This is a genomic window from Photobacterium japonica (assembly GCF_050337005.1).
Classification (GTDB): Bacteria; Pseudomonadota; Gammaproteobacteria; order Enterobacterales; family Vibrionaceae; genus Photobacterium; species Photobacterium japonica.
Genome location: NZ_JAKJSN010000028.1, coordinates 41,685 through 67,244, shown reverse-complemented (window position 1 = coordinate 67,244; position 25,560 = coordinate 41,685). Strand labels below are relative to the sequence as shown.

The 25,560-nt window shown below is 47.7% G+C and carries 20 protein-coding genes and 2 pseudogenes; 13 read left to right on the top strand and 9 right to left on the bottom strand.

The genetic code is table 11. The annotated features are described in order from the left end of the window. The first annotated feature begins 6 nt into the window (after positions 1–6). The 7 genes and pseudogenes from btuD to L4C36_RS12370 all read left to right on the top strand — a co-directional run. Positions 7–795 (top strand): vitamin B12 ABC transporter ATP-binding protein BtuD, encoded by a 789-nt coding sequence (gene btuD / locus L4C36_RS12400; protein WP_428478117.1) that lies wholly within the window; start codon positions 7–9, stop codon positions 793–795. A gap of 68 nt (positions 796–863) precedes the next feature. Then, positions 864–2,651: a M3 family oligoendopeptidase gene (locus L4C36_RS12395; protein WP_428478116.1), complete on the top strand. Its 1,788-nt coding sequence runs from the start codon at positions 864–866 to the stop codon at positions 2,649–2,651. A gap of 254 nt (positions 2,652–2,905) precedes the next feature. Beyond that, positions 2,906–3,751 (top strand): transglycosylase SLT domain-containing protein, encoded by an 846-nt coding sequence (locus L4C36_RS12390; RefSeq protein WP_428478115.1) that lies wholly within the window; start codon positions 2,906–2,908, stop codon positions 3,749–3,751. Positions 3,752–3,754: 3 nt separating this feature from the next. After that, positions 3,755–4,168 (top strand): DUF5991 domain-containing protein, encoded by a 414-nt coding sequence (locus L4C36_RS12385; RefSeq protein ID WP_428478114.1) that lies wholly within the window; start codon positions 3,755–3,757, stop codon positions 4,166–4,168. Between the two features lie 402 nt (positions 4,169–4,570). Continuing rightward, positions 4,571–6,094 (top strand): DUF1800 domain-containing protein, encoded by a 1,524-nt coding sequence (locus L4C36_RS12380; protein ID WP_428478113.1) that lies wholly within the window; start codon positions 4,571–4,573, stop codon positions 6,092–6,094. Positions 6,095–6,097: 3 nt separating this feature from the next. Beyond that, positions 6,098–7,192: pseudogene (locus L4C36_RS12375) on the top strand (DUF1501 domain-containing protein); the annotation flags it as partial. 315 nt (positions 7,193–7,507) lie between these two features. Beyond that, positions 7,508–7,711: pseudogene (locus L4C36_RS12370) on the top strand (hypothetical protein); the annotation flags it as partial. A 146-nt stretch (positions 7,712–7,857) separates the two neighbouring features. Here L4C36_RS12370 and L4C36_RS12365 read toward each other — a convergent pair. From L4C36_RS12365 to L4C36_RS12355, 3 genes are all read right to left on the bottom strand, one after another. Next, positions 7,858–9,264, bottom strand: a complete 1,407-nt coding sequence (locus tag L4C36_RS12365; protein ID WP_428478112.1) for a YfcC family protein — start codon at positions 9,262–9,264, stop codon at positions 7,858–7,860. Positions 9,265–9,332: 68 nt separating this feature from the next. Continuing rightward, positions 9,333–10,442, bottom strand: coding sequence for an NAD/NADP octopine/nopaline dehydrogenase family protein (locus tag L4C36_RS12360; RefSeq protein ID WP_428478111.1), 1,110 nt, complete (start codon positions 10,440–10,442; stop codon positions 9,333–9,335). Between the two features lie 205 nt (positions 10,443–10,647). Continuing rightward, on the bottom strand, positions 10,648–11,571 hold the full coding sequence (locus tag L4C36_RS12355) for a LysR family transcriptional regulator (RefSeq protein WP_428478110.1): 924 nt from the start codon (positions 11,569–11,571) through the stop codon (positions 10,648–10,650). Between the two features lie 235 nt (positions 11,572–11,806). Between L4C36_RS12355 and rlmC the strand changes: the two genes are divergently transcribed. From rlmC to L4C36_RS12340, 3 genes are all read left to right on the top strand, one after another. Then, positions 11,807–12,949, top strand: coding sequence for a 23S rRNA (uracil(747)-C(5))-methyltransferase RlmC (gene rlmC, locus L4C36_RS12350; protein WP_428478109.1), 1,143 nt, complete (start codon positions 11,807–11,809; stop codon positions 12,947–12,949). 244 nt (positions 12,950–13,193) lie between these two features. Continuing rightward, complete coding sequence (locus L4C36_RS12345) at positions 13,194–13,742, top strand: RDD family protein (RefSeq protein ID WP_428478108.1); 549 nt, start codon at positions 13,194–13,196, stop codon at positions 13,740–13,742. Between the two features lie 184 nt (positions 13,743–13,926). Then, positions 13,927–15,267 carry an alkaline phosphatase gene (locus L4C36_RS12340; RefSeq protein WP_428478107.1) on the top strand — a complete coding sequence of 447 codons (1,341 nt, stop codon included), beginning with the start codon at positions 13,927–13,929 and terminating at the stop codon, positions 15,265–15,267. 26 nt (positions 15,268–15,293) lie between these two features. Here L4C36_RS12340 and L4C36_RS12335 read toward each other — a convergent pair whose 3' ends face one another. From L4C36_RS12335 to L4C36_RS12315, 5 genes are all read right to left on the bottom strand, one after another. After that, positions 15,294–15,614: a hypothetical protein gene (locus L4C36_RS12335; protein ID WP_428478106.1), complete on the bottom strand. Its 321-nt coding sequence runs from the start codon at positions 15,612–15,614 to the stop codon at positions 15,294–15,296. A gap of 147 nt (positions 15,615–15,761) precedes the next feature. Further along, positions 15,762–15,986 carry a hypothetical protein gene (locus tag L4C36_RS12330; protein ID WP_428478105.1) on the bottom strand — a complete coding sequence of 75 codons (225 nt, stop codon included), beginning with the start codon at positions 15,984–15,986 and terminating at the stop codon, positions 15,762–15,764. A 579-nt stretch (positions 15,987–16,565) separates the two neighbouring features. Continuing rightward, a complete protein-coding gene (locus L4C36_RS12325) occupies positions 16,566–17,261 on the bottom strand; it encodes a TSCPD domain-containing protein (RefSeq protein ID WP_428478104.1) in 696 nt (231 codons plus the stop codon). Positions 17,262–17,279: 18 nt separating this feature from the next. Then, the gene (locus tag L4C36_RS12320) at positions 17,280–19,430 is read right to left on the bottom strand and encodes an adenosylcobalamin-dependent ribonucleoside-diphosphate reductase (protein ID WP_428478103.1); all 2,151 of its coding nucleotides are present in this window, start codon (positions 19,428–19,430) and stop codon (positions 17,280–17,282) included. Between the two features lie 403 nt (positions 19,431–19,833). Then, positions 19,834–20,460: a thiol:disulfide interchange protein DsbA/DsbL gene (locus L4C36_RS12315; protein WP_428478102.1), complete on the bottom strand. Its 627-nt coding sequence runs from the start codon at positions 20,458–20,460 to the stop codon at positions 19,834–19,836. A gap of 176 nt (positions 20,461–20,636) precedes the next feature. Between L4C36_RS12315 and yegD the strand changes: the two genes are divergently transcribed. Beyond that, entirely contained in the window at positions 20,637–21,989 is a 1,353-nt protein-coding gene (yegD, locus tag L4C36_RS12310; RefSeq protein WP_428478101.1) for a molecular chaperone, read from the top strand. A gap of 124 nt (positions 21,990–22,113) precedes the next feature. On the opposite strand, the gene L4C36_RS12305 is transcribed toward yegD, so the two are convergent. Then, positions 22,114–22,422 carry a high-potential iron-sulfur protein gene (locus L4C36_RS12305; protein WP_428478100.1) on the bottom strand — a complete coding sequence of 103 codons (309 nt, stop codon included), beginning with the start codon at positions 22,420–22,422 and terminating at the stop codon, positions 22,114–22,116. Positions 22,423–22,795: 373 nt separating this feature from the next. Here L4C36_RS12305 and L4C36_RS12300 point away from each other — a divergent pair, with 373 nt between their 5' ends. After that, complete coding sequence (locus tag L4C36_RS12300; RefSeq protein ID WP_428478099.1) at positions 22,796–23,452, top strand: HAD family hydrolase; 657 nt, start codon at positions 22,796–22,798, stop codon at positions 23,450–23,452. Positions 23,453–23,789: 337 nt separating this feature from the next. Then, entirely contained in the window at positions 23,790–25,448 is a 1,659-nt protein-coding gene (locus tag L4C36_RS12295) for a hypothetical protein (protein ID WP_428478098.1), read from the top strand. Positions 25,449–25,560 lie beyond the last annotated feature (112 nt).

The window sequence follows — 25,560 nt, the reverse complement described above, 5'->3', positions numbered from 1 at the left end:
GTTTTGATGACAGCTCTTTCTTCTTCTCAGCCGCTCTTGATCAGCGCACACAATTTGGCGATGCCACCGCGTTTACTGCCGCTGTCGTTTGATATTCACGCTGGTGAAATCGTCCATTTTATTGGCCCTAATGGCAGTGGAAAAAGTACCGCGATTTCCATGCTGTCGGGTTTGGTGGAGGCGCAGGGAAATGTGACTTTAGCGGGACGCCCATTGGCCGATTACGACTTATCGGACTTAGCGCGTTTACGCAGTTATTTATCCCAACAAGACCGACCTGCGTTTTCCGTGGGGGTGTACCATTACTTGTCACTATCGTTATCCGCCCTTGGGGCGTTGCCTGATGACAAGGTACAAGCCGCCGTTGAAGAGGTGTGTGGAGCCTTGAAAATTATGGATAAACTCAGTCGTAATATTCAGCAGTTGTCGGGAGGGGAGTGGCAGCGGGTAAGGCTGGCAGGCGCATGCTTGCAAGTGTGGCCAACGTTAAACCCAGACGCGACGTTCTTGTTGCTTGATGAACCTGCCGCCGCGCTCGATATTGGCCAAGAGGCCACCATGTACAAGTTGATCCGTAACATTGCTTCACAAGGCATTGCGGTGATCATGGCCAACCATGATTTGAACCGCACGCTGCGCGAAGCGGATAAAGTCGTCTTATTGAATAACGGCAGTTGCGTGGCCCAAGGGGATCCGCGTGACGTGATGACGGTTGATCGACTTGAAACCGTTTTTGCCACTCAAGTTCAGCGTATTGAGCATGATGGGCAATCATGCCTGCTCTTTACCGATTAATGCCAAACGGCACACATTACTGATTAAGGCGCAGACCTTAACATTCGTCAGTCACTAAAGGAGTCACCATGCAAACACCAAGTTGGGATCTGTCCATTGCGTACAACGGTATTGACGATCCAAAAATTGCGCAGGATCTTGCCGAAGTAGAACGTGCGTTGCCGACGCTGTCTGCGTTTGCCCTTGATGAGATTAGCGCACTGGCGCAAGCGGTCAGCACGTATGAAAACATCGATATTACACTGTACACCTTAGACACCTTCGCCAATTGTTTATTGTCGGTAGATGCATCTCACGTGAGTGCGAAAAAGCTGCAAGGTCGCGTAAATGTACTGTACTCCAAATTGGAACAAGCCATGACGCCTTACAGCCAAGCGATTGTTGGGCTGGATGAGGCGGCATTTGCTGAGTTGCTCACGCAAGGCATTGATTCATGGCAGTTCAGTTTTGAACGCGATCGTTTATTGAAAAAGCGCCAGTTGTCCGTTTCAGAAGAACAGCTGGTTACGGCGTTATCGCAGGACGGCTTACTGGCATGGGGGCGTCTATATGACAGCATTACCGGTAGCCTGAAAGTGACGTTGGCAATGCCGGATGGCACAGAAGAGACCATGGGCTTATCCCAAGCGGCCAGTATTCTGTATGGTCCAGAGAGCCTACGCCGTGAGCCCGCCTGGCGTGCTGTCGCACAGGCCATGACTACGCATGAAGAAAGCTTTGCGGCGATTTTGAATGCCATTGCAGGCAGCCGTTTGACCGAATACGAAAAACGTAGTCATACAGAAAATGTACATTTCTTGGATGCGAGTCTGCACGGTAGCTGCATTGAACAAACCACGCTTGATACCATGATGTCGGTGACAAAAGCGCAACGTGGTGTGGGTCAGAAGGCCGGTCTGTTGATGGCGAAACTGTTTGGTACCGATAAACTGAAGCCATGGGATGAACAAGCATCCATGCCACCTTTGGCAGGCGGGGAAGGGCAAACGTACAGCTTCGACGAAGGTATCGCGATCATTCGTGAAGCGTTCGCGGGGGTCGATCAAGAAATGGCCGAGTTTGTTGATTTGATGGTTAAGAACCAGTGGATCGACGCTGCTCCGCAACCGAACAAGCGTTTGGGCGCGTATTGTACCAAGTTCGCCAGCAGTCGCACCCCGTTGGTGTTCATGACATGGGGTGGCAGTATGTCAGACGTGCTGACACTGGCGCACGAGTTGGGTCATGCCTTCCATAACTGGGTGATGCGCGACATGCCGCTGATGCAGACCAAGTACCCGATGACTTTAGCCGAAACTGCCTCGATTTTCGCAGAGAACGTGGTACGCGACGCCTTGATGGCGAAAGCAGAAAACGAGCAAGACAAACTAACCATGTTCTGGGAAGAGGCACAAGCGGCATTGGCCTTGTTGGTTAACATTCCAGTGCGTTACGAGTTTGAGAAAGCCTTTTATGAGCAACGTCCAGACGGCGAGTTCACGGCCGATCAATTTAAAGCCTTGATGTCAGACACGTGGCGCGATTGGTACGGCGACGCAATGGATGAAACCAGTGAAATGTTTTGGGCCAGCAAGCTGCATTTCAGCATTGCCGAAGTCAGCTTTTACAACTACCCGTATCTGTTCGGCTACCTGTTCAGCAAAGGTGTGTATGCTCAGCGCGACGCTAAAGGCGCCTCTTTCTATGAGGATTACAAAGCCTTGTTGCGTGATACCGGATCTATGACCGCCGAAGACGTTGTCGCGAAACATCTGGGTATGGATATTCGCCAGCCTGACTTCTGGCAGCAAAGTATCGACATGGTCTCTCAGCAGATTGATGCCTTTGAGCAGTCACTGAAAGCACTGGGTAAATAACCGCTTTCGTCGCTGATGACGGATTATTACCTTGAGGAAAAACACTCAAAGCCTGACTATTGTGTCAGGCTTTTTTTATCATCAATCTCAGTGTTAGTTTTGATATTTTGAATCTTATCGCAATAATAATGTTTTTTTTGGTAAGTATACTTTTTCATTGCATAGTCTATTCCGTAATTAAAAATTTCATTTGTATTGTTGTACTTGTTAGGYATTTTTGTAATCTATGGTTTAATTCTAATTTTGGATATGTAATGAAAATATCTTGCTCTGTAGGTCTTAAAGGTAAAAATAGAAAGCCAGACGTTGAGTTGGTTCAAGAGGCTTTAAATAGAGCAACAACTTGGCCGCTGAAGTTGTTAAGTGTTGATGGTATTTGTGGAGCAAACACTAGAAATAGAATTAAATGGTTCCAAAAAGAAATACTAAAGTTTAAAAACACAGATTCATTAGTTGATGTTGATGGAAAAACATGGAAGTTATTATCATTATATATTACTCAGCCTAAAGAAAAAGCAAAAAGTTTTACTTCTTTATTTGTGATTAAAAATATTTTAATTGTTGGAGAAAACTCAGTAACTAGTCAATCATTAAAAAAAATTGCCTGGGGAAGTAAAGTATCACAAGACTTTAAAGAGAAAGTAATAAAAGTAAGCAAGGAACTAGGCGTTAACCCTGATTTTTTAATGGCATGCATGGCTTTTGAAACAGGTGAAACCTTTAGCCCTAAAATTAGGAACGCAGCAGGGAGTGGTGCGACAGGTCTCATTCAATTCATGCCATCAACGGCAAAAGGACTCGGAACCACAACGGATAAACTGGCTAAAATGACAGCAGTAAAACAATTGGATTATGTGAAAAAATACTTTTTACCGTATCGTAAGAAAATAAAATCACTGGAGGATGTTTATATGGCGATACTATACCCTGCAGCCATAGGTAGACCGGCTTCACATGCATTGTTCAAGAAGGGGACTATAGCCTATAAGCAAAATTCAGGTTTGGATAAAAATAAAGATGGTAATGTTACGCTGAGAGAAATATCAAGTAAGGTAACTCAAAAATATCATAAAGGTTTGAAGTCTGGATATATAGGTTGATATATGAGCTTTATTGCTAGTGCTGTTGTTACTGCGCTGTTATCATCAACTGCGAATTTATCGCTTTGGGATGGTAAATACTCATGTGAATTGGATTTAGGAACAACCACAAGTGGTGTTTCTGCATGGGCAAATTATGATCTTTTAATAAATGGTGATAGCTGTAATTTACAGGTTACTGGATTTCAGGTGGATGAAAAAATAAATTGTAACGCAGATGGAAATGAAAATGAGTTGAATGTAATGTTTGATTCATACTCAAATGGCAGCGTTGAAAATATTTATGGTGTACAGGTTTATGAGAAAGGAGAAGAACTTTTTTCTTTAGAGTATAAAGGTGATAAAATTCTTACCTCATGGAAGGGGATCAACTCAGATCAACCTATCGATAAGAATAAAAACTGCTTCTCAAAATAGTGTGTTGAATGATGACTGTGCAATGAGAATTCAATTTTTAAATGTAACGTTCAAAAAAATCGGCTTAACCCATAGTTTATCCTCAAAGCCTGACGCTATCGTCAGGCTTTTTTGTACCCGCAGTTTTGTTTACTGAATGATTTCAGGATCAGCCATTGTGCTGTCACGTTTTATAAATAATCCGTGTTATAACAAAAAGTTATACATTAAGGTAAATGCCTTGTTATTTTTCGGGGGTGTTTGCTGGTTGAAATGCGAACAACCTCTTGTTTGTCATGTATAGGGAAGAAACAAGCTAATAAGTAAATTGTTACTTTACTTCCACTTCAACACATTAAATTCGATTTTTGGCAAGGAACTCGTTCACAATTTGACAAATTCTAATAATGAAGGGAAAGCAAAGTGACGAGTTTGATACGTGACAAAGATCAGGCTGCACGGTTTATCTATCGCGCGACATTTGGCCCTAAGCCAGGGGATGTCCAGCGATTGGTTAACATGGGTGAAACCGCGTGGTTTGAAGAACAATTTAACCTTCCTCGCGTCAGCCAGCGTCAATTGACGGAGCAGTTTTCATATTCTAGCGGCGATAACATCAATGAAGTCTCTCGCATGAGTGCGTGGTGGAGCTGCGTGATTGAAGGGGACGATCAGTTGCGTCAACGTATGGCGTACGCACTGAGTCAGGTCGTGGTGGTGTCGCGCTTTGGCGGCCCCGATCCGCAAGCCTTAGCCGAATATTATGATCTACTGCTCGACCATGCCTTTGGCAACTTCCGTGACCTTCTGAAAGCCGTGACACTCAGCCCGGCAATGGGACGTTACCTGACATTGGAAGGCAGCCGTAAAGCCAACCCAAGAAAGAACAGCTTCCCCGATGAAAACTATGCCCGTGAAGTCATGCAGCTCTTTAGCGTGGGGTTATGGCGTTTAGAGAATGACGGTATGGCCAGCCTTGATGCCAACGGCAACCGTATTCCTAATTACAGCCAAGAAGATGTGGAGCAATTGGCTCGCGTGTTCACCGGTTGGCGTCGTCGTAGCTACTTCCAACCAATGTATGCGGTCGCAAACCGTCACGACCATGATGAAAAAGTGGTACTCGGACAGGTGTTCCCTGCAGGGCAAACCAGTGAACAGGATCTTGAACAAGCCATTGATATGCTGTTTGAGCACCGCAATACACCCATGTTTATTTCTACATTGCTGATCCAGCGTTTAACCATCAGTAACCCACGCCGTGAATATGTGCGTCGTGTGGCCAATACGTTTAAAAATAACGGTCAAGGGGTTCGTGGTGATCTGAAAGCCGTTCTAAAAGCCATTTTGTTGGATGACGATGTGCTGGCAGGGCGTGCGATGGCGGATTACCAACAAACCGGTAATGGCGCGCGTAACTTCGGTAAAGTGAAAGAGCCGGTGATCGCGATGGCGAACTTGGTGCGTGCGCTGCAACTGAAAAGTAATGACCCTTCGCGCTGGTGGGATTTCCCTGCGACGCAGGGCAACTTCGGCCAAGCACCGTTACAGGCAACCAGCGTCTTTAACTTTTATGAGCCGGATTACGCCCCGAAAGGCGAATTGACCGACAAGCAATTGTACGGACCGGAATTTGCCATTTTGTCGATGGATGTTGTGCGCCGTATTTCAAACCGCATGTGGGCGGTCGTGGTTGCAGGTAACGAGGTGGAGCCGAAACGTTGGTCATGGAACCGAACTGAATTCAAGCAAGCCGTGGCGGATCACGAAGGTTACATTGCCTTGGTGAACGAGCGCGTATTTGCGGGCTTGATGTCACCGAAGTTGGCGGATTTCCTTCGTACCATGCTGGCAGAACTGACAGCGAAACGTTATGGGCCTGACAGACAAGTGCTCGATACGCTGTTTGCTGTTCAATGTTCACCGGAATTTCGCTGCCAGGAGTAACCCATGAAACTATCAAGACGTACTTTTTTAAAGGGCTCGGCAGCATTGGGGGCGACATCTGCCGCGCCGTCATTGTCAGGCATCAACATGGCGCATGCCGCCGAAGAAGACTATAAAGCACTGGTGTGTGTGTTCCTGTTTGGGGGCAATGACGCCTATAACATGGTTATTCCTGACGATAACCAAGCATACCGTGATTATGCGGCAGCGCGCCCGAGTTTGGCTATCGATCGTCAAACCATCGTGCCGTTAAACATCAAAACGAGCAACAACATCCCGCTAGGCCTGCATCCTGCCATGCAGAGTATGCAGTCGATTTTTGCCACCGAGCAAAAAGCCACAGTGATTGTTAACTCGGGCCAATTGGTGGAACCGATCATCGGTCGCAATCAAGATTTGGCCAATTACCCCGAATTTCTGATGGCCCATAACCTGCAACAAACCATGTGGCAGTCGGGCGCCGAGAACATGAACAACAAATTGGGCTGGGCGGGGCGCATGGTCGAAAACATGTACCTGCCGGGTAAACTGTCGCCATTGGTTTCCTTGTTTGGTGAGCAGAAGTGGTTGCGAAACAGCATCACAGAGCCGCTCGTGACGACCAGTGCGGGGGCGGGCAGTTATAGTGGGTTGGTGACATCGGATCGCGTTGAAGCCATGATGCGTCATTTCGACACCCAATTTGTGAATCTGTTTGAAGATAACTATTCCACCACCATGGCGAATCGTTATTACGAGAATGCGCAGTTGGATGAAGCGTTAGCTTCGGTGGGCGATATTGCCGGTTTCCCTGACACGGGCTTAGGCGGCATGTTGCAAACTACCGCGAAGATGATCAAAGCGCGTCAGAACAGTGCGATGGGGCACCGTCGTCAGGTGTTCTTCGTTGGGATCGGCGGGTTTGATACCCACAAAGATCAGCTGGGTGCGCATGCGGCCTTGCTTGGTCAAGTGTCAGACGCGATGACGGCGTTTTATAACGAGATGAAGCAGCAAGGGCTGTCTGATAACGTCACCACCTTCACCATGTCTGATTTTGGTCGCCGTATCATGCCAAACGAAACCGGCACCGACCACGGTTGGGCGGGTCACCAAATTATTATGGGTGGCGCGGTGAAAGGGGGCCGAGCGTACGGTAAATGGCCGGACCTGAAACCGGGCAGTGAGTATGACTACAAGAGTGGCCGTTTGATCCCAGAAATCGCCGCCGATCAGGTCAATGCCTCGCTCGCAGAATGGTTCGGTTATGATGCGCCGCTGGAAAACCTGTTTGCCTCGCTGAATCAGTTTGAGCACAAAACCGTGCCATTTATGGTGGGCAGTCTTGATCCGGAACCGCCGGTAGACCCTGAGCCTCCTGTTGATCCTGAGCCGCCAGTCGACCCAGAACCACCGGTTGATCCAGAGCCCCCTGTCGAGCCGCCGGTTGAACCACCAGTCGAACCGGGCTACCCAAGTTATGTGGCGGGTACGTCTTATAAACCGGGTGACATTGTGGTCGGTAAAGATAATGCTCTGTATGAGTGTAAGCCGTGGCCATTCTCCGGTTGGTGTTCAAACGCCGGTTATGCGCCGGGTGATAGCCTGTACTGGGCTGATGCATGGACCAAGTTGTAATCAAGAGAGTCATTTAAGCCATTATGCGTACGTCAATCTTTGTGATAACAGCATGACGTAGCAAGTCTTTAAATGAAAAAGAAGGACGGTGAGTGATCACCGTCCTTTTTATTTCTATCTACGTTGTTTCTATATGACAGATCAGATTAGCTGATCACCACACCAATGCTGAGCATAACCATGATCATCAACGTAAGCATACCAATCAGCGGGCCAATGAAGCGTAACCACGTGGTGTAGGCGACACGGCCAATGGCAAGGCCGCCCATGACCACGCCTGAGGTTGGCGTCACAAGGTTTGGCAGGCCAGACGCTGACTGGAAGGCGGTCACGACTAAGTCACGGCCGACACCGGCAAAGTCTGCAAGTGGTGCCAGAATCGGCATTGACAGTACTGCTAGGCCAGATGACGACGGTACGACTAAGCACAGCACCGCTTCCACAAAGTAGATGGCATTGATGAAGGCGATTTCATTCAGGCCGCCAAGTAGTCCTTCTGCGTAGTTCAAAATGGTATGGGTAATGTTACCGTTATCCATCACTACCACCAGACCACGGGCAATGGCGATGATGAGCGCCACACCCAGCAAATCACGGGCGCCGTTGACGAAACTATCGGTGATCTCCGCTTCAGACAGACGGCCTACAAAGCCAATCACGATACTAGAGCCGATAAACAGGGCTGACAATTCCGCCATCCACCAACCTTTGGCCGATACGCCCCACATCATGACGGCAAACGTCAGGGCGAAAATAGACAGAATGGCTTTGTGGGTGTTCGTTAGTGTCAGATTTGTTTGCGCCTTGCCATGCAGGAAGTGCTTTACGTTGTCTTCGCGCTGGTTGGCCACAATCGAGGTTGAAGGCTCACGTTTCACTCGCTCAGCATAACGCATCACGTAGATCACGCACAGCAACCAGCCCAGCGCCAAAATTACCGCGCGCAGGGCAAAGCCTTCCATGAAATTAATTTCAGCGGCATTAGAGGCAATCACCGTGGCAAACGGGTTGATGGTGGATCCTAAGCAGCCAATACCCGCACCGACCATGATAATCGCCACACCGACCACGCTATCGTAGCCAGCGGCGATCATCACCGGGATCAGCAGGGCATAAAACGGAATGGTTTCTTCAGCCATGCCATACACGGTGCCGCCTAGCGCAAACAAGCCCATCAAAATCGGGATCATCCATTTTTCACGTCCCGCAAGGCGTTTCATGGTACCGGCGATGCCCGCATCAATCGCACCCGTTTCGGTGATCACCGCCAGGAAGCCGCCAATCACTAGCACAAACACCGCCACGTCAATGGCGCGAGCGACGTATTCAGAAGGATCATAAAAGCCCTGAATCGGGGCCATAAGAATGTCGATGATACCTTGTGGATTCGCCTCGACGGTTTGGTACGAGCCAACAACCGGCACCATTTTACCTAGTGTCGCGTGGGCTTCCATCTGGTACTGACCTGCTGGGATCACCCACGTCAGGATTGCCATCAGCACCGTTAATAGCATCAAAATGGTATAGGCAGAGGGGAACTTGAATTTACTCATAATGCGTATCCTGCTTTTTAACAGCGGGTGGGGCATCGCGGCCCCACGTGTGTTATGCGTATAACGGTTTATGCCACGAAATCGATAATTTCAGCCGGTGTCAGGTTATCCAATCCCATCTTTTTCAGAGTACGGCCCGTCGTGAAATAGTCGGTGTCGTTGTAGGCATTATCGATATGCAAACACGACGTAATCATCGGGGTTTCAATACCAGCAAGTTGCGCCATCTCGTAACACGGCACCAGTAGGTAAGCCGCATCTTCGGTGATGTAGCGGTTACCGGCAGAGTTTGGTGCGCTGTTAAGCTTGCCGTGGGTTTCAGAGGTGCGGTTAACCTCATAGACTGACGGGCAGTCCATTTCGTACAGGGCGTTCATCGCCTCCAATTCTGGCTTCAGCGTTAAGCCCAGTGCGTTGCCCACGGCCAGACGTTCTGATTCCATCACCGCTGCAGCCCTGGCGGTTGAGATTGAGCAGCAGTCTTTGTAGTAATTGAATTGGCCGTCGAAGTTTTCCAGCAAGCCCATGTTCAAGGTGGTCAGCAGTGGGTGGCCACCAAAGTTGATGTTCTCCAGACCCGCTTCAACCACATTGTTCAGTGGTGTGAGTGGCAGTGGCATCACAGGCTGTAGGGCATCAATGGCCTGTTGGGTGCGGTTCGCAGGGAAGGCTGCAACAGGTAAGAAGGCTTTCATGCCCAGAATCGCCAATTGTGCCGGGCCGACAATGCGGGTTGCCCATGGAATGGATATCGCATCCACAAAGGTGATATCCAAATGGCCGTAACCTTGTTCATGTTTAATGCGGTTGAGCACCAGTGACCCATAGTTACCCGGCATCAGCATGATGATCTGGCCGTCACGTAGGTGCGGCAGCATGTCGATGAACAGCGGCTCTTGGGCGAAAGACGGCACTGGCAGTACCAGCAAATCGGCATACTCCAAGGTGTCTTGCAGATTGCGACTGACTTTATCGATAGCCTGCTTGCCTGAGTATGTCAGTTCGACATCATTGAAGCTGGCAAGTGCTTCAATACCGCCTTGTTGTTCAATATCCGTTAATGGCTGATCAAAGCCGGTTGCCCCATATAAACACACACTCGCGCCGTGTAAGGTGAAGTGGTAAGCCGCTGTTAAACCTGCATTACCTGAGCCGATAACAGAAACACGCGTTGACATAATTATTCCTTTTTATATTGAGTGTTGGGTTGCACTCAGAGTAAGGAGCCAAGGTGCTGTCAGACCAATGATGAACGCGCAAACAGCCATGCAAAAAAGTTATACTGGCTGTTTGTTTTTGATTTAACTTATTGATTGTAAATAGCTAATTGGTTTAATTTTTTCGTGCTTCATTCGCGAGTAAAGTGTGAAGGCACGCAACGTGCTACTCGTTGAGATCCCGCATCGGGCCCAGTTTCAAGTCGATATTCAGGTTATCTGCCAGCAGCATAAATTGCTCTATGAAGCGTTCAGCATGACGATGAATGGGTTTCAGTGCTGGGTACAGAATGTCGAACTCAACCGGCAGGCTGAACACGAGGGGACGCATTACTACTTGTGGGTGTTCACTGTCGATGGCGGCAGTGAAGGGGTCGGTAATGGCAATGCCGACCCCTTCGCGTACCAGTGCGGCAGCGGTACTGGCCAGCGACACTTCAACTTGTTCAATAGTGGAAAGCCCATAGCGGCGAAGTAGGGTGTCGATTTTGCATTGGGTTGCATCTTTCTCGTGGCGGATCAGTACTTGATTGGCGATGTCATGAATATCGATTTCTGCCAAGGCGGCCAACGGGGAGGTAACCGGAATGAGACAGACACACTCGCAAGACACGCGCTGCGCATGTACGCCTGCCACAGGGCTATCAACGAAAGCAAAGCCAATGTCAGTGGTCTGGCTTTGTACATGCCGGATCACTTCTTCGGAACGATACGTTTTCAAGCCGATTTTGAGTTTCGTGGCCTGTTGCAGAAAGTTCGCCAGCACGCGGGGTAGGTAGGTGTTTGACAATAAAGGCATCGCGGCGATATTCAGGCTGCCAAAATGGCGGGAGCGAATAGAAAGTGCAGCCTGATCTAAGCCAGAAACAGCATCAAACACTTTGGCGACTTCAAGGTAGAAGGCTTGCCCTTCATCACTTAGCACGAGGCGGTTACCTTTGCGGATGAACAATTTAAATCGTAAGCGTTCTTCTAATCCGGCGAGTAGGCGACTGACCGCCGGTTGGCTTAAATTCAGGCGCTCAGCAGCGGCGGTGATGGTTCGGCATTCGATAATGGCTTTAAAAGCATTAAGTTGTGAGAGTTTCATTGAGGCTAGGATAAAGTGATCATCCTTCCAATTTAACGGATTGATGGGGTGATTACTGTCAAGGCGTGGCTGTTTCGAGAGAATGATCGGGTCACAAATGACAGAAACGTGAGCGTGTGTGCGTATTCCTAAAATACATAGCGAGCGTATTAAATCGTATCGATAAACAACTCAAATGGAATTTTTCTCGCAGAATAATAAAATAATATCTTTAACTTTTAGCTAGTTAAACACTATGCAGTGTGCTTTCTATAATCAGCAGCAGTGCCAATCTTGTGAATACAGTGGCATTCCTTATCCACAGCAAATCGCGCAAAAAGACGAAGCCTTAAAAGCCTTATTTATCGATCGTATGCCTGAACAATGGTTACCTGCTGTCACCAGCGATGAAACCGCCTGCCGCAATAAGGCCAAAATGGTGGTGTTAGGTGCCGCACATGCCCCTATTTTAGGGGCGGATGTTCAAAAAGAGGGGCAGAGTGAGCCGGTCAGCTTGGTGCATTGCCCGTTGTATACGGAAGACATGCAAGCGGTGTTGGCGTACCTGCAAGACTGGATTCGCATTGCCGGTATTCCGCCTTACAACAAAAATAAGAAAAAAGGTGAGCTGAAGTACGTGCTGTTGACCCGCAGTGAACATCACGGCGAGTTTATGCTGCGCTTTGTTATGCGTAGCCGCGATGCGGTTGCCCGCATAGAGAGCAACCTACCGCGATTGCTGACCGCATTCCCAAGTATCAAAGTGGTCTCTGTGAATTTGCAGCCGGTACACATGGCGCGTTTAGAAGGGGACGAGGAGTTCTTCCTGACCGAATCTCATTCGTTGATTGAACAGTTCAATGATGTGCCGATGGTGATCCGTCCGAAGAGTTTCTTCCAAACGAATCCGAAAGTGGCAGCGCAACTGTATGCGACAGCACGCGAGTGGGTACGTGAAATCACCCCTCAAAAAATGTGGGACTTGTTCTGTGGTGTCGGCGGCTTTGCCTTGCATTGTGCCAGCGAGCAGACAGCAGTGACTGGTATCGAGATTGAGCCAGAAGCGATTGCCAGTGCCAAGCGTTCCGCAGAAGCCATGGGGATTACTAATCTGGATTTCGATGCGTTGGATTCCGCCAAGTTCTCGCTCATGCACAACTGCGCCCCTGAATTGGTGCTGGTTAACCCGCCGCGCCGTGGTTTGGGCAAAGCCTTGACGGATCAGTTGGTGGAACTGGCCCCGAAACACATTATTTACTCAAGCTGTAACCCGCAGACCTTAAAAACGGATTTGGACGGCATGCCAAACTATCAAGTTAAGCGCCTGCAATGGTTCGATATGTTCCCGCATACTGAACACGCTGAAGTGATGGTACTGCTTGAGCATAAAGCGGAGTAATCCATTCTTATCCCCATAAGGATGATTATCCGCGTGTTATTGTGATGACGTAAATTGTAATCACGTAAAACGGCTTCATTGTCACCCAGTGGGTATGACGATGAAGCCGTTTTTCTTTATTGCGTGCAATTGCATATGGTGTGCGAAGGTGGTACGTTCTGCGGGCAAAAATCAGCTTGTAGCAAGCAGATAAAATAGAAGCGAATAAACAGCGTTATGTAAACCGTCAACAAGGAGCGTTGATATGCGGATTGAACCTCAACTTACAGACATCAAAGTGGCAGAAGAGGGCGCAGAGCCATCCATGTCGTCATGCACACAAACCGATATAGCAGAATCAGAGCATGGCATTGGTGCCTACCTGAATCAAAACGCGACAGCACCTCAAAACACATCGGCATCCTCCCCGCGACGTTATCTCGCTAGCCCGGGTCGCCGCTATGTCGGCCAAATGCTGGACGCCATTGTGGCCTTCGTCATTATTTTTGCGTTGTTCGCGGCGGGTAAGGCGCTGGCGCTTGAACAGAATTACATTGATATTATGGCATTGGGTAGTGGAGCGCTGTATTGGATTTTTGCCGACGCGCTGCCACGGGGACAAAGCCTGGGCAAGCGTGTGCTGAGCATGGCGGTGATTGATAAAGACACTGGGGCGTATTGTTCACTGTGGCAATCGTTCCTCCGTAACATTTTGACCCCGGTTATTGGCGTGATTGATGCCATCTTCATTTTAACCCGCAAGCGTCAACGTCTTGGGGACTTGGCTGCTAATACTATCGTGATCAAACACTGACGATAACAGACTCCAAAACATGAGGCCGTGGCGATGTGCAAGTATAGTCACGGCTTTTTTACGGCACCCGTTGGGATTTTCTTACACTCTCCCCATTGATCTTTTGCTCTCCTCGCTGGCATGATCACGTGTCAACGCTTATCGGTTCATCGGATTTGAACCATTTCCGCCAGGGAGGCTTGCTATGCCGTTATTTTCTCGTTCATTTTTAGCCACATCGTTAGGGTTATCGTCACTGTTTGCCGCCGCTTTTTCGCCAGTTGTTTGGGCTGATGCGCCGAATATTATTATGGTGGTGGGTGATGGCATGGGACCTGTGCATACCTCGGCGTATCGCTATTTTCATGATGATCCCGCCACGCCGCAGGTTGAATCAACCGTATTTGATCGCCATTTTGTTGGGCGTAGCAGTACCTATCCGGCCTTATCGCAAGGGCTCGTCACCGACAGTGCCGCCTCTGGCACTGCATTGGCCTCTGGCTATAAAACCTATAATGGCGCCATTGGTCTAGATAACGATCAGCAGCCCGTCGAAAGCGTACTGGAATATGCCAAAGCCTTGGGTAAATCGACCGGGCTGGTGGTGACTTCGCAAATTAATCACGCCACGCCCGCCAGTTATGTTGCGCATGTGCCGCAACGCCGTATGTATAACGAGATTGCAGACAGCTACTTTGATGCCAAGATTGACGACCAGTTTAAGGTCAATGTCATGCTGGGGGGCGGCTGGCAATACTTTATTCGAGACGATCGCAACCTTGTTGAAGAATTCAAGCAGGCAGGGTATCAGTACATCGACAGCTACGCACAACTGTCAACGATCGATAATCACAACGTATTGGGACTTTTTGCCGACAGAGGCCTACCGGCGGCGTTGGATGAAGCGAATCCTGACCGTTTAACAGACATGGTGAAAGCGGCAGTCACGCGTTTAGAGACTAACGACAACGGATTTTTCTTATTGGTGGAAGGGTCACAAATTGATTGGGCCAGCCACGCCAATGATGTGGCATCGACTATGGCAGAAATGGACGATTTACACCGTGCCTTGTTGTGGTTAGAAACTTATGTCAGCCAGCATCCGAATACCTTGGTGGTCGTCACGGCCGATCACAATACTGGTGGCATGACCATGGGAGAACGAGAAGGGGGCTACCGTTGGGAACCGGCTTATTTGCATCAGTTTACGGCTTCACCCCGCACGATAGCGGTGACCCATGCCGAGCAAGCGTGGAATCCATCAACGCTCAATCAGCAGCTCGGCTTTACCCTAACGGAAGCTGAAATCGCTATACTGCAACCTGCGCACAAAGAAGGGGCGAAAGCCTTATACCAAGCCTTGAATCGTGTGATTGATAAGCGCACCAATACCGGTTGGACAACAGGCGGTCATACTGGGGTCGATGTCCCAGTGTTTGCCTTTGGACAAGGCAAAGAGCAGTTCATTGGGCAAATGGATAACACCGATATTGCCAAGAAGCTGTTTACGATGCTGGGTAGAGAGTTGGTGGCCGAGGAGAAATAAGCCGCGAGTAATAGCGTTTATCGGTATCAAAATGGCCTTTGTTGCATACCGCGATCGATCCACTCCCCGTATTCAAGCAGAATACCGAAATAATTGATCGCGTACAGTATCACCATGAAAATGATGCAATAGGCCACCATGCCATATTTGAGGCGTGTCGAAGCAGTAAATGGCAGGAATAAGACACAGAGCAGTAACCCGAAAAGTAACTGTGTTATCCACTGCGGGTCAGCACCGATATGCGGAGCGGGATCCGTGGCGATGCGATGGGCGACGTATGTTAAGCCCAGTGTGCTGACGCTAAATAAGCCTAAAACAACCAGTTTGCTTATTTTATTGAAAATCATTATGTTCATCCCTAATGAAATAATTGTGTGCGTTCAGGTGTGATATCTAGGTAAAAATACCCACACATCCGATAATAAATGCTATACAAAGATTTGATCTTGAGAGTGTCATACGAATTGCCTGTAAGGTGATGTTTCATTATTTTTTCATCTAAGTCGTTCACCGTCATCCAGCATTTTAACCGGTAACTGATTGTCGACGAGGAAATGGTAGAAGCGCAGGTTTTCGATCAAATCTGAATCGGATAATTCAAAATCCTGATAGGTGTCATTGTTAAAACGAAATCGAATTGTGTGTTCAAACCGTTTGGCTTGGAAATACAATATTTCATGAGTGCTGGATAAATCAATATCAACATTCAGTAATGTCATTTTGTCATTCCTGATGCTGATCGCTTCAGTGCGGGGTGAGCGAGATGCCAGATAATCCATCATGATGGAGACACTCGATATGAGCAGGATATAGCCTACTTGGTATAAGAAGGGTTCATTGACCAAATAAACGATATAAAAAGCAAGCACACCAAAAAACAGTGTGCGAGCCAGTACCGTTTTAACGAGGTTAAATGGATTGATTTTCCGTTGTCTGGATAGCGTTTTCATTGTGCCCTTGATTAAGTGAAATTGTGTGATTCGTTGGGGATGTAGGTTCTTAATGCAGTATCTTGAGTTAGGGGATCGTTGACAATGGGCGTGGGCTGAAAAAAAGAAGTCGCTCGGAAAATGTGATGAGAGTAAGGTGATGTTGCTTACTAAGGTTGGGTGTGCTGTGACTGTTGCTAATAATTATTTTGACTGATTGTAAAAATGATTGAGATGCCCATGTTTTTACACTTCCATCGAACTCAAAACTGGAAAATATAACTGAGTTTTAATCAACCGTGGCTCTAACCAACAAAAAAGCTGCCTAAGCAGCTTTTTCTATTTACGATAAGATTCATTTACCCGATCTTAACCACACTTTGAATCGCCGCAGTTCAGGCAGGTTTGGCAACCGTCTTTGACGATCACGGATTTGTTGTGGCACTTGTAGCAAAGTGTCGCACTTGGCGGAAAGTTACCGCCGGTTTCTTCTTCCGCAGCAGGCTCTGGTTTGCCCGCTAGTTCCGCCTTTTTCGCTTCCAGAAACGCTTGCTGGTGGGCATCCACTTCAGGTTCGCCCAGCATGCCGATTTCCGTTAAGTGCTGCTCAATCACGTTACCGATTTCAGCAATCAAAGAAGGGACGTATTTGCCTTTGTTCCAGTAGCCACCACGTGGGTCGAAGACCGAGCGTAACTCTTCCACCAAGAAGGTGCAATCACCGCCTTTACGGAATACCGCCGACATAATGCGTGTCAGCGCCACAATCCATTGGTAATGCTCAAGGCTTTTGGAGTTGATGAACACTTCAAACGGACGACGTACTTCATACTCTGTGCCTTCATTGAGCACCAAATCATTAATGGTGATGAACAAGGAGTGCTCTGAAATGTGTTCCGGCGTTTTTAACTTATAGGTGGTACCCAGCAGCTTTTCAGGGCGCGGCATGTCTTCATGCATGTGCTGTACTTCCACTTCTGGCGTCGCTGGCGCGGCAGAGGTGGCTTCTTGCTCTTGGCTTTTCACCTTGAAGGCAACAATTTTGCTGTCAATTTTTTTGACCATCTGTCTTTACCCTATACCTTAATATTTACCGTAATAGCCTTCTTTCAGCGCATCGTAGAGGTTCGCCGCCGTGTGCGTTTCGCCATCATACTCAATCTGCTCATTACCTTTCGCTTCAAAGGTGGTGCCATCTTCCAGCGTGAAGACATATGTGGTGTTTTCCAAATCTTTCTCTTTCACCAGTACGCCTTGAAACACTTCCGGGTTGAAGCGGAATGTGGTGCAGCCTTTTAATCCCTTGTCGTAGGCATCCATGTAGATGTCTTTGAAATCTTCAAACGGGAAGTCTGTTGGGACGTTCGCGGTTTTCGAGATCGACGAGTCAATCCAACGCTGTGCCGCGGCTTGCACGTTAACATGCTGGCTTGGAGTAATATCGTCTGCCGTGATGAAGTATTCCGGTAGGCGAGTGGCATCGTCGGTGCTGTAAGGCATTGCTTTTTTATTCACCAACTCACGGTAAGCCAACAATTCAAAGCTATACACATCGACACTTTCTTTGGTTTTTTTGCCTGGGACAATCACGTTACGGGTGTAGTGGTGCGCAAAGCTGGGCTCAATGCCGTTGCTGGCGTTGTTCGCCAGTGACAGCGAAATCGTGCCTGTCGGGGCAATCGAACTGTGGTGGGTAAAGCGACCGCCGTGTTTCGCCAGTTTTTCTACGAGTTCTGGCTCAATGTCGGCCACTTGCTGCATGTAACGGCTGTATTTGGCGTGCAGCACTTTGCCTTTCACTTTATCGCCGATCTGGATGCCATCGTCGGCCATTTCAGGGCGTAGACGCAGCATTTTCGCGGTGATCTCGAACACTTCGTCCATGATCGGCGCGACGCCTTTCTCTTTCGCTAGGCTCAGGGACTCTTTCCAGCCGGTGATCGCCATTTCTTGCGCCACTTGTTCTGTAAAGGCCACCGATGCTGCGCTGCCGTATTGGTGCTGCATCATGGTGATGGTTGAGCCGAGCCCTAAGAAGCCCATGCCGTGACGGCGTTTGTGCATGATTTCATGACGTTGCTTTTCCAATGGCAGCTGATTGATTTCCACTACGTTGTCGAGCATACGGGTGAAGATAGCAACGACGCGGCGAAAGGTGTCCCAATCAAACGTTGCGTCATCGGTAAATGGCTGGCGAACAAATTTAGTCAGGTTGATCGAGCCCAGCAAACATGCACCATACGGCGGTAGCGGCTGCTCTCCACAAGGATTGGTGGCGCGAATGTCTTCACAGAACCAGTTGTTGTTCATCTGGTTCACCTTGTCGATCAAAATGAAGCCCGGTTCTGCGTAGTCATAGGTGGATGTCATGATCACATTCCACAAATTACGTGCCGGCAGGGTGCGGTACACCTTACAGGCGACACGGCCTTCGCTGTCTTCTACCAATTCGGCCTTGGTTGGCCAGTCAGCCCACACAATGCTGTCATCGTTGTCGAGATCCATCTTGTCTTGCTTGGCTTCTTTGGCGGTGATGGGGAACAGTAGTTGCCAAGAGGCATCGTTCTTCACCGCTTCAATGAAGTCTTCGGTGATCAGCAGAGACAGGTTAAATTGGCGTAAGCGGCCATCTTCACGTTTAGCGCGAATGAAATCGATAATATCAGGGTGACGGATGTCCATGGTGCCCATTTGCGCGCCACGACGACCACCGGCAGAAGAGACGGTGAAGCACATTTTGTCGTAGATATCCATGAACGACATGGGGCCAGAGGTGTAGGCCCCCGCACCCGACACAAATGCCCCACGAGGGCGGAGGGTCGAGAAATCGTAACCGATGCCACAGCCTGCTTTCAGCGTTAGACCCGCTTCGTGTACTTTATTGAGGATGTCGTCCATCGAATCTTCAATGGTGCCAGACACGGTACAGTTGATGGTGGACGTGGCCGGTTTGTGTTCAAACGCACCAGCGTTAGAGGTGATGCGGCCAGCAGGGATCGCCCCGTTGCGCAGGGCCCATAGGAATGCGTTATACCAGTGTGCTTTGACGTCTTCTTGTTCTAGATCGGCCAATGCGCGTGCGACGCGTTGGAAAGTGTCATCTAGCGTGATATCAATCGCGTCTCCATGCTTTGATTTCAGTCGATACTTGCTGTCCCAGATCTCCATCGAGGTCGATTGGTATGCAATATCAATTGTTTGAGATACTTCCGAAGCCGTTGGAGTTTTCGCCATTACAATGCACCTTAATCAGTCGTGTGTGTTGCCCGCCCTCAATAAAACCACCATAAGAAACTGTTTTATATTGGAATCACGTTGTCGAGCATGAGAGACGTGAACGAGACAAGGCGCAGATCAAACCACTAACCCTGATGATCTTCAAGTCTTGACAGAGAGATAATGATGGCATGTAACCAAATGATAAATCGGGTGGCGCTGGATAGATTGATTGGTTGTATCCGTCAGATTGGCACGTAATCTGTAAGGGACGGTAGGGGCGTGAAGTGGGTCGCAGAGCGGTGTTTTTAGGATGAGAGTGGATGAAAAACAGAAGCGGAAAAATGAAAAAAGCAGCAATTAACGTGCTGCTTTTTGGGGATAGCGTTGGGGTGTCAGTGTGTAGGCTGACGGACGACGCTTAATCCTGCTTTTGTGACAAGTATTGGATGGTGTTAGCCAAATCTTCCAAACTCTCGTGCTCAGCGTTGTTCACCAAATACTTACCTTGTACCAAGAAAGAGGGCACAGAAGTAATTTGTGCATTGGTTTCTAGCAAGCGTGAGTCAGTCAGCATTTTGAACACTTTTTCGCGCTGTGCGTCATCCAGGGCGTAAGGGCTCACCAAGCCGTATTTTGCAAAAATCGCATTGAGGGCCGCTTGGTTTTCTTCTTCCGTGGCGTCCGCTTTTTTGTCTTGCACGAAGCCAAATAGCGCTTCTTTTAATTCAGGGCTCGGCTTGCCGTTGGTTTGAATGGCGGCGGTGTAATAAATGTACGCGGCCAATTCTGCGCTTTTATTGAACGTCACGTGCATCTGTTGCACATCCACATCCGCCATTTTCTTGATCTCAGGCAGCATGGTTTCCATGTTACGGCAGTGACCACAGCCTAATGAAAAGACTTCAACCACGCTGTCCACGTTTTCTGTCGGGGTTGGGACAACCGTGTACTGTGTACCTTCTTTTGGCACATTGTTGTCACTACAGCCTGCTAGGATGGCAAGAAGAAAAGCGGCGGGAGCCAGAAATTTAATGCGTTTATTCATAGTGATCTTTTGTCATGTGTTAAAGGGATTATTATGGCTCAAAATATGCCATAAATCGCTATTGATTTATAAATTAATTGCCTGTTGTTAAGAAGTTGGCAAGGGTCGCGGGTTTTGATTGATCTCATGAAGAGATGCAGTATGATGGCCGGCTTTTTTATTGGTTCGGAGGAAACATGTTTATCGGATTTGACTATGGAACGGCAAATTGCTCAGTGGCTGTGATGGAGCAAGGGCAGCCACGCATGCTTCCCCTCGAAGGCGATAATACGTTTATTTCTTCGACTCTGTGTGCGCCTACGCGCGAAGCGGTGAGTGAATACTTGTACCGCCACATGGGGGTAAAACCAGCGGATGCGCTGGGTGAACAAGTGCTGCGTCGTGCCATTGCCATGAACCGCGACGAAGACATTGTGGTTGAAAAAGGCGATCTGCTGTTTGGTCAGGCGGCGTTGGATCTGTATTTAGAAGACCCTGAAGAAGTCTACTACGTGAAGTCGCCGAAATCGTTCTTAGGGGCGAATGGTTTGCGTGACGTACAAATCAGCTTCTTTGAAGACTTGGTGTGCGCGATGATGTCGAACATCAAGACGAAAGCGGAAGCGAGCCTACAACAGGCGATCACCCATACCATGATTGGTCGCCCGGTGAACTTTCAGGGTACCGGTGGCGAAAAAGCCAACCAACAAGCGGAGTCGATTCTTCGTCGTGCGGCAGCACGTGCTGGTTTTCAGCACATCGATTTTCAGTTTGAGCCGGTAGCGGCTGGCCTTGAATATGAAAGTACGCTGACAGAAGATAAAACCGTGCTGGTGGTGGATATCGGCGGGGGAACCACGGACTGCTCCATGATCGAAATGGGGCCAAGCTGGGTCGGTAAAACGGATCGCCAAGCCAGTTTGTTGGCTCATAGCGGTTTGCGTGTTGGCGGGAACGATCTCGACATTTACGTTGCGCTTCGTCAACTGATGCCGCAGTTTGGTTTAGGCAGTAAGACCCTGAAAGGGATTGAAATGCCGATCAGCCAATTCTGGAACCCGATTGCCATCAACAACGTGGTCGCACAAACCGACTTTTACGGGTCGGCCAACCGCACGGCCCTAGAGCAATTGCGTCGTGACGCGGCCGAGCCGGATAAATTGGCGCGTTTGATCCGTGTATACCATGAAACCTTGGGTTATCAGTTAGTGCGCAAGGCTGAAGAGTGTAAGATTGCGCTGTCGGATGCACAGCAACACCGTGTGGATCTGAGCTACTTGTCGGAATTACTGCATGTGGATGTGACACAGCAAGCCATGGCTGAAGCGATTGAAGCCCCTAAAGTGCATATCAGCCAGCTAGTGACAGAAGCGATCACCCAAAGTGGTAAGCAGCCAGATGTGGTGTATATGACGGGCGGTACAGCGCGTTCACCAGTATTGCGTGCGTGTATTGAGCAGCAGTTGCCGAACATTCCAGTGGTCAGCGGTAGCTACTTTGGCTCGGTGACGGCTGGTCTGGCTCGTTGGGCCGATCAGTGCTTCCGTTAAGCATCATCTTGCTAGAACGCTAACAGCCAAAAGACGCAAACGCCCACATCATGTGGGCGTTTTTTATGCTGACGGTTTTCGTTTGTTGCTTATGGCTATGAACCGTCGTGTTATATATCGCGCATTATTGGGGTTTTTGTGCCCACGCTGAACACCAGCCTTTCGCGTTGACCGCTTTGCCTGGGAAAATTGCGCATGGTCGCCATTCTTCGCCATCAGTGCCCTGAATCAGTACGCAGTTGGCGCAGTGCTTGGCACTGTCGGGCGCCTGATGGACATACTTAAGGGCTTTGGCTTGTGGATCATCTTCGGTTAAATGCGGGAGTGCGTCTGCAGCGTGGGCGGAACGTAAGACCTTATCGCCGAGTGTGATCCCTACTAGGCTGGCTAAGCTGAATTTTAAAAAAGTCCTGCGGTTTGTCTTATCACTCATTGCTTCTTCCTTCTTCTTTTTTATGTCATAGCATCATTAATGCTTTTATTTCCTCGTGTGGCCAAAACAAGTAGGGTGCCACAGCAAGGAGGATCTAGGCCATCTGCCTTTGCGTATCCATCACGTCATGTTAACAAATTGCACTTTAGTTGTCGGAAAATACGTTTAAAAATTGATAATAGATCAAAATAAATCACTACTACCGTCCGCTTTCTTTGTCACAAGATACAAATAACACATTGAAAATAAAGATGAGTTTTTCATTCTGTTTTTACTGGCTTTGAGATGTCGGCACTTGCAACATTTTGTTTACAGGTGCATGATCACGATCTGATTTCAAAGATAACTAAAAATAATAAAGGCTCGTGAAACCATGAATTTGTTTTTAATTGATAGTGATGGCGCATTGGTGAACTCGGAAAAAATCGACCTACGTTGCTACGCGCAGGCGGTGAGAGACGTGTTAGGCATAGAGATGGAGACGGATCCGAGTCATTATGCCAATCTCACGGATGCTGGCGTGTTAGATGCCATTATCGCTCAGCACGGCATCACTGAAAGTCGCTCACTGGTACACCGAAAAGTCGAGCAATGCTATTTGGCATTGATTAATGACGCCTTGTGCAGTCACCCTGATTTTGTCCGTGCCATTCAAGGTGCGCAAGATTTCTTATCGGATATTCGTTCTCGCGAAGACACCCATATTGCGATAGCCACGGGCGGGTGGGAATCGGCCGCGAAACTGAAATTACGCGCAGCAGGTATTGATGTGTCGGATGTGACGTTTACGTCTTCATCGGATGCACTCAGTCGTACCGAGATCATGGCGTTGGCCGCGTTTCGTGCCAAGCAAGATTCTGGCTATACGTTCGATCGCCGTATCGTGTTTGGTCATGGCGAACGCAACAAGCATGCGTCGCAAGAGTTAGGTTACGAGTATGTTGAAGTGGGGGCCACAAAAGGTAATCACACGCACATTCCAGATTTAGCGCATTACCAAGCGGTGTTGTCACGCTTGTCGTTACATTAATCGTCTCACCTTCCTGTACATGGGCACAGTCACCGCTGTGCCTGTGCTTTTCCTCTTACGTTATGCGCCTTTGATTGTTCTATTTTTCACTTTTAATTCAATACATTGACTTCCATGTGTGAAAGTCATCACAAAGTCATGATGCCGTGTCGGTGTGCGGAATATTTCCGTTTTTCCTCTGCGTGCCTGTCTATATAGTGCATGTCTATATAGTGGTTATAAGGGCATGTGGCACTCAGGGTAGTACGTGATGCAGACGTTTTATTTTCCGGCTTTGTCTTGTTGGTCGTGAATGTCTGTTTGAATAGATGTTGATATCACATGTAATGGAGTTTTTGTGATTATTCTAATAGTTTTAATTATTTCTGTTTTTACGTTGTTTATTGCTGCTATTCCATTGCTGTCTATTAAAAATGCAAAAGACACACGTCAGACATTGCTTTTTAATCACCTTGTGCCTGAAAATGTATCATCCACGTCGTTATCTCATCAACAGTTGACTATGTTGAGGAAAATATACGGTAAAACGTTTAAAGATGGTAACGTATATAAAATAAAGGGACATTTTTGTCAGGGACAGAAATCCGCATTCTTTAGTGGTGACCCATTAACCATCAACGGGATAAAAATTAAAACAGGGTATAGACCTTATCAACCTATTATTCTTTCTCAATGTAATGAGTTTAATGAAGAACATGTGAATTATTCGGAGATTTTACTGAAAGCAGAAGATAAAAAGGAAGTAGACGCTGAAGGTGTCGTGTATAAGGATTGTCTTTATATCACGAAAATGAATGATTTTGATGTGGTTGCTGAGTTGACGGAAACCTTTTCCAAGAAACCGCATATCGGTGCCATATATATGGGGGCTGAATTTGCTCTTCTTCCAGGAATGTCATGGTTTTTCACCGGTTTTTTCGTTGTACTCAATGCGACGTCAGCTTCAGTATTTGCCATACCTCTTATTGTTGTCTTTCTCATCTTGATACTTTTTTTTGTTTATACGGGGACACGAAATTTTTCTGTGGAGGGGATATTCTATGCCCTGCCTGATAGGTATAACAAACCGGTGGATAGTTACAGAAATGGAACTGTTGGGATGATTGATGGTGTCTTTATTGAAACCCAACACCCACTTGAAGTCGGCCAGCATTATACAATGTTGTTATCGTTAGACCCAATGATGCAAACCCACTTTTTGAGTGTGGAAAAGGTGAATGGTGTAAAATACACGCGAGATGAAGATTGTTGGCCTGAATTGATTTTGGTGGTAATGTTCGTAGGTTTTATTCTTTCAGCAATGTTTCTTTTTCATGCCAAAAGCCACCATCAAGCAGCAGCTAAGCCTTATTATGAACATAATGAAGACAAATTTGGCGATTCAAAAATAAGTCAATATGTAAGAAAAACAGAGGATTTGAAAAATACAGAAGTAGGTGATTTACTGCAAGTTAGAGATTTATATTATAGTCACGTTAATCAACACTTTGTTTTGTTCGATGAAGATACTCGCCATAATAAATATAACTATAGCGAAGTCTATTCGGCTTTTCGACTCTATTGCAAATCTGGAAAGATAACTAAAGCAGTTAATGCCATCGATAAAAAAGCTAAAATACGACGGACAGTATTTATGCTGAATGGGATGGGAAGAGAGGACTATACGTATGCAACGTCAACGAGGCCTGCGTATGACAGCAGTATTTGTGAAAGTAAAGATAACCTGGTGCGCTATATTGCGTGTCATGATTGTCAATCCGTAAAAATGGAAGATAGGCAGCTTGTTGTTACCGATATAGATAAGCATAAAGGTATCATTCATGTCACTGATAAATTTGATGTGTTTTATTACGCTATAGATGCAGACCATTATTTAATCGCTATTGTGAACATGTTCGTCAGTGTCGTTTATTTACTCATCGGTATTATGTTTGTATTGATGAAATATAAGATCAGAAAAATCAACGATTCCCCTGACATTCTATGGGTGAAATAGATGGTGGGAGAGCGTGATATGGCGAGTGCGTACCAGATCGGTTAATGATGGCCATTGCAAAGGTGTGTTTGATCAAAGCTGTGAATGGTTTCCCAAATAGCTTTCTCACCTT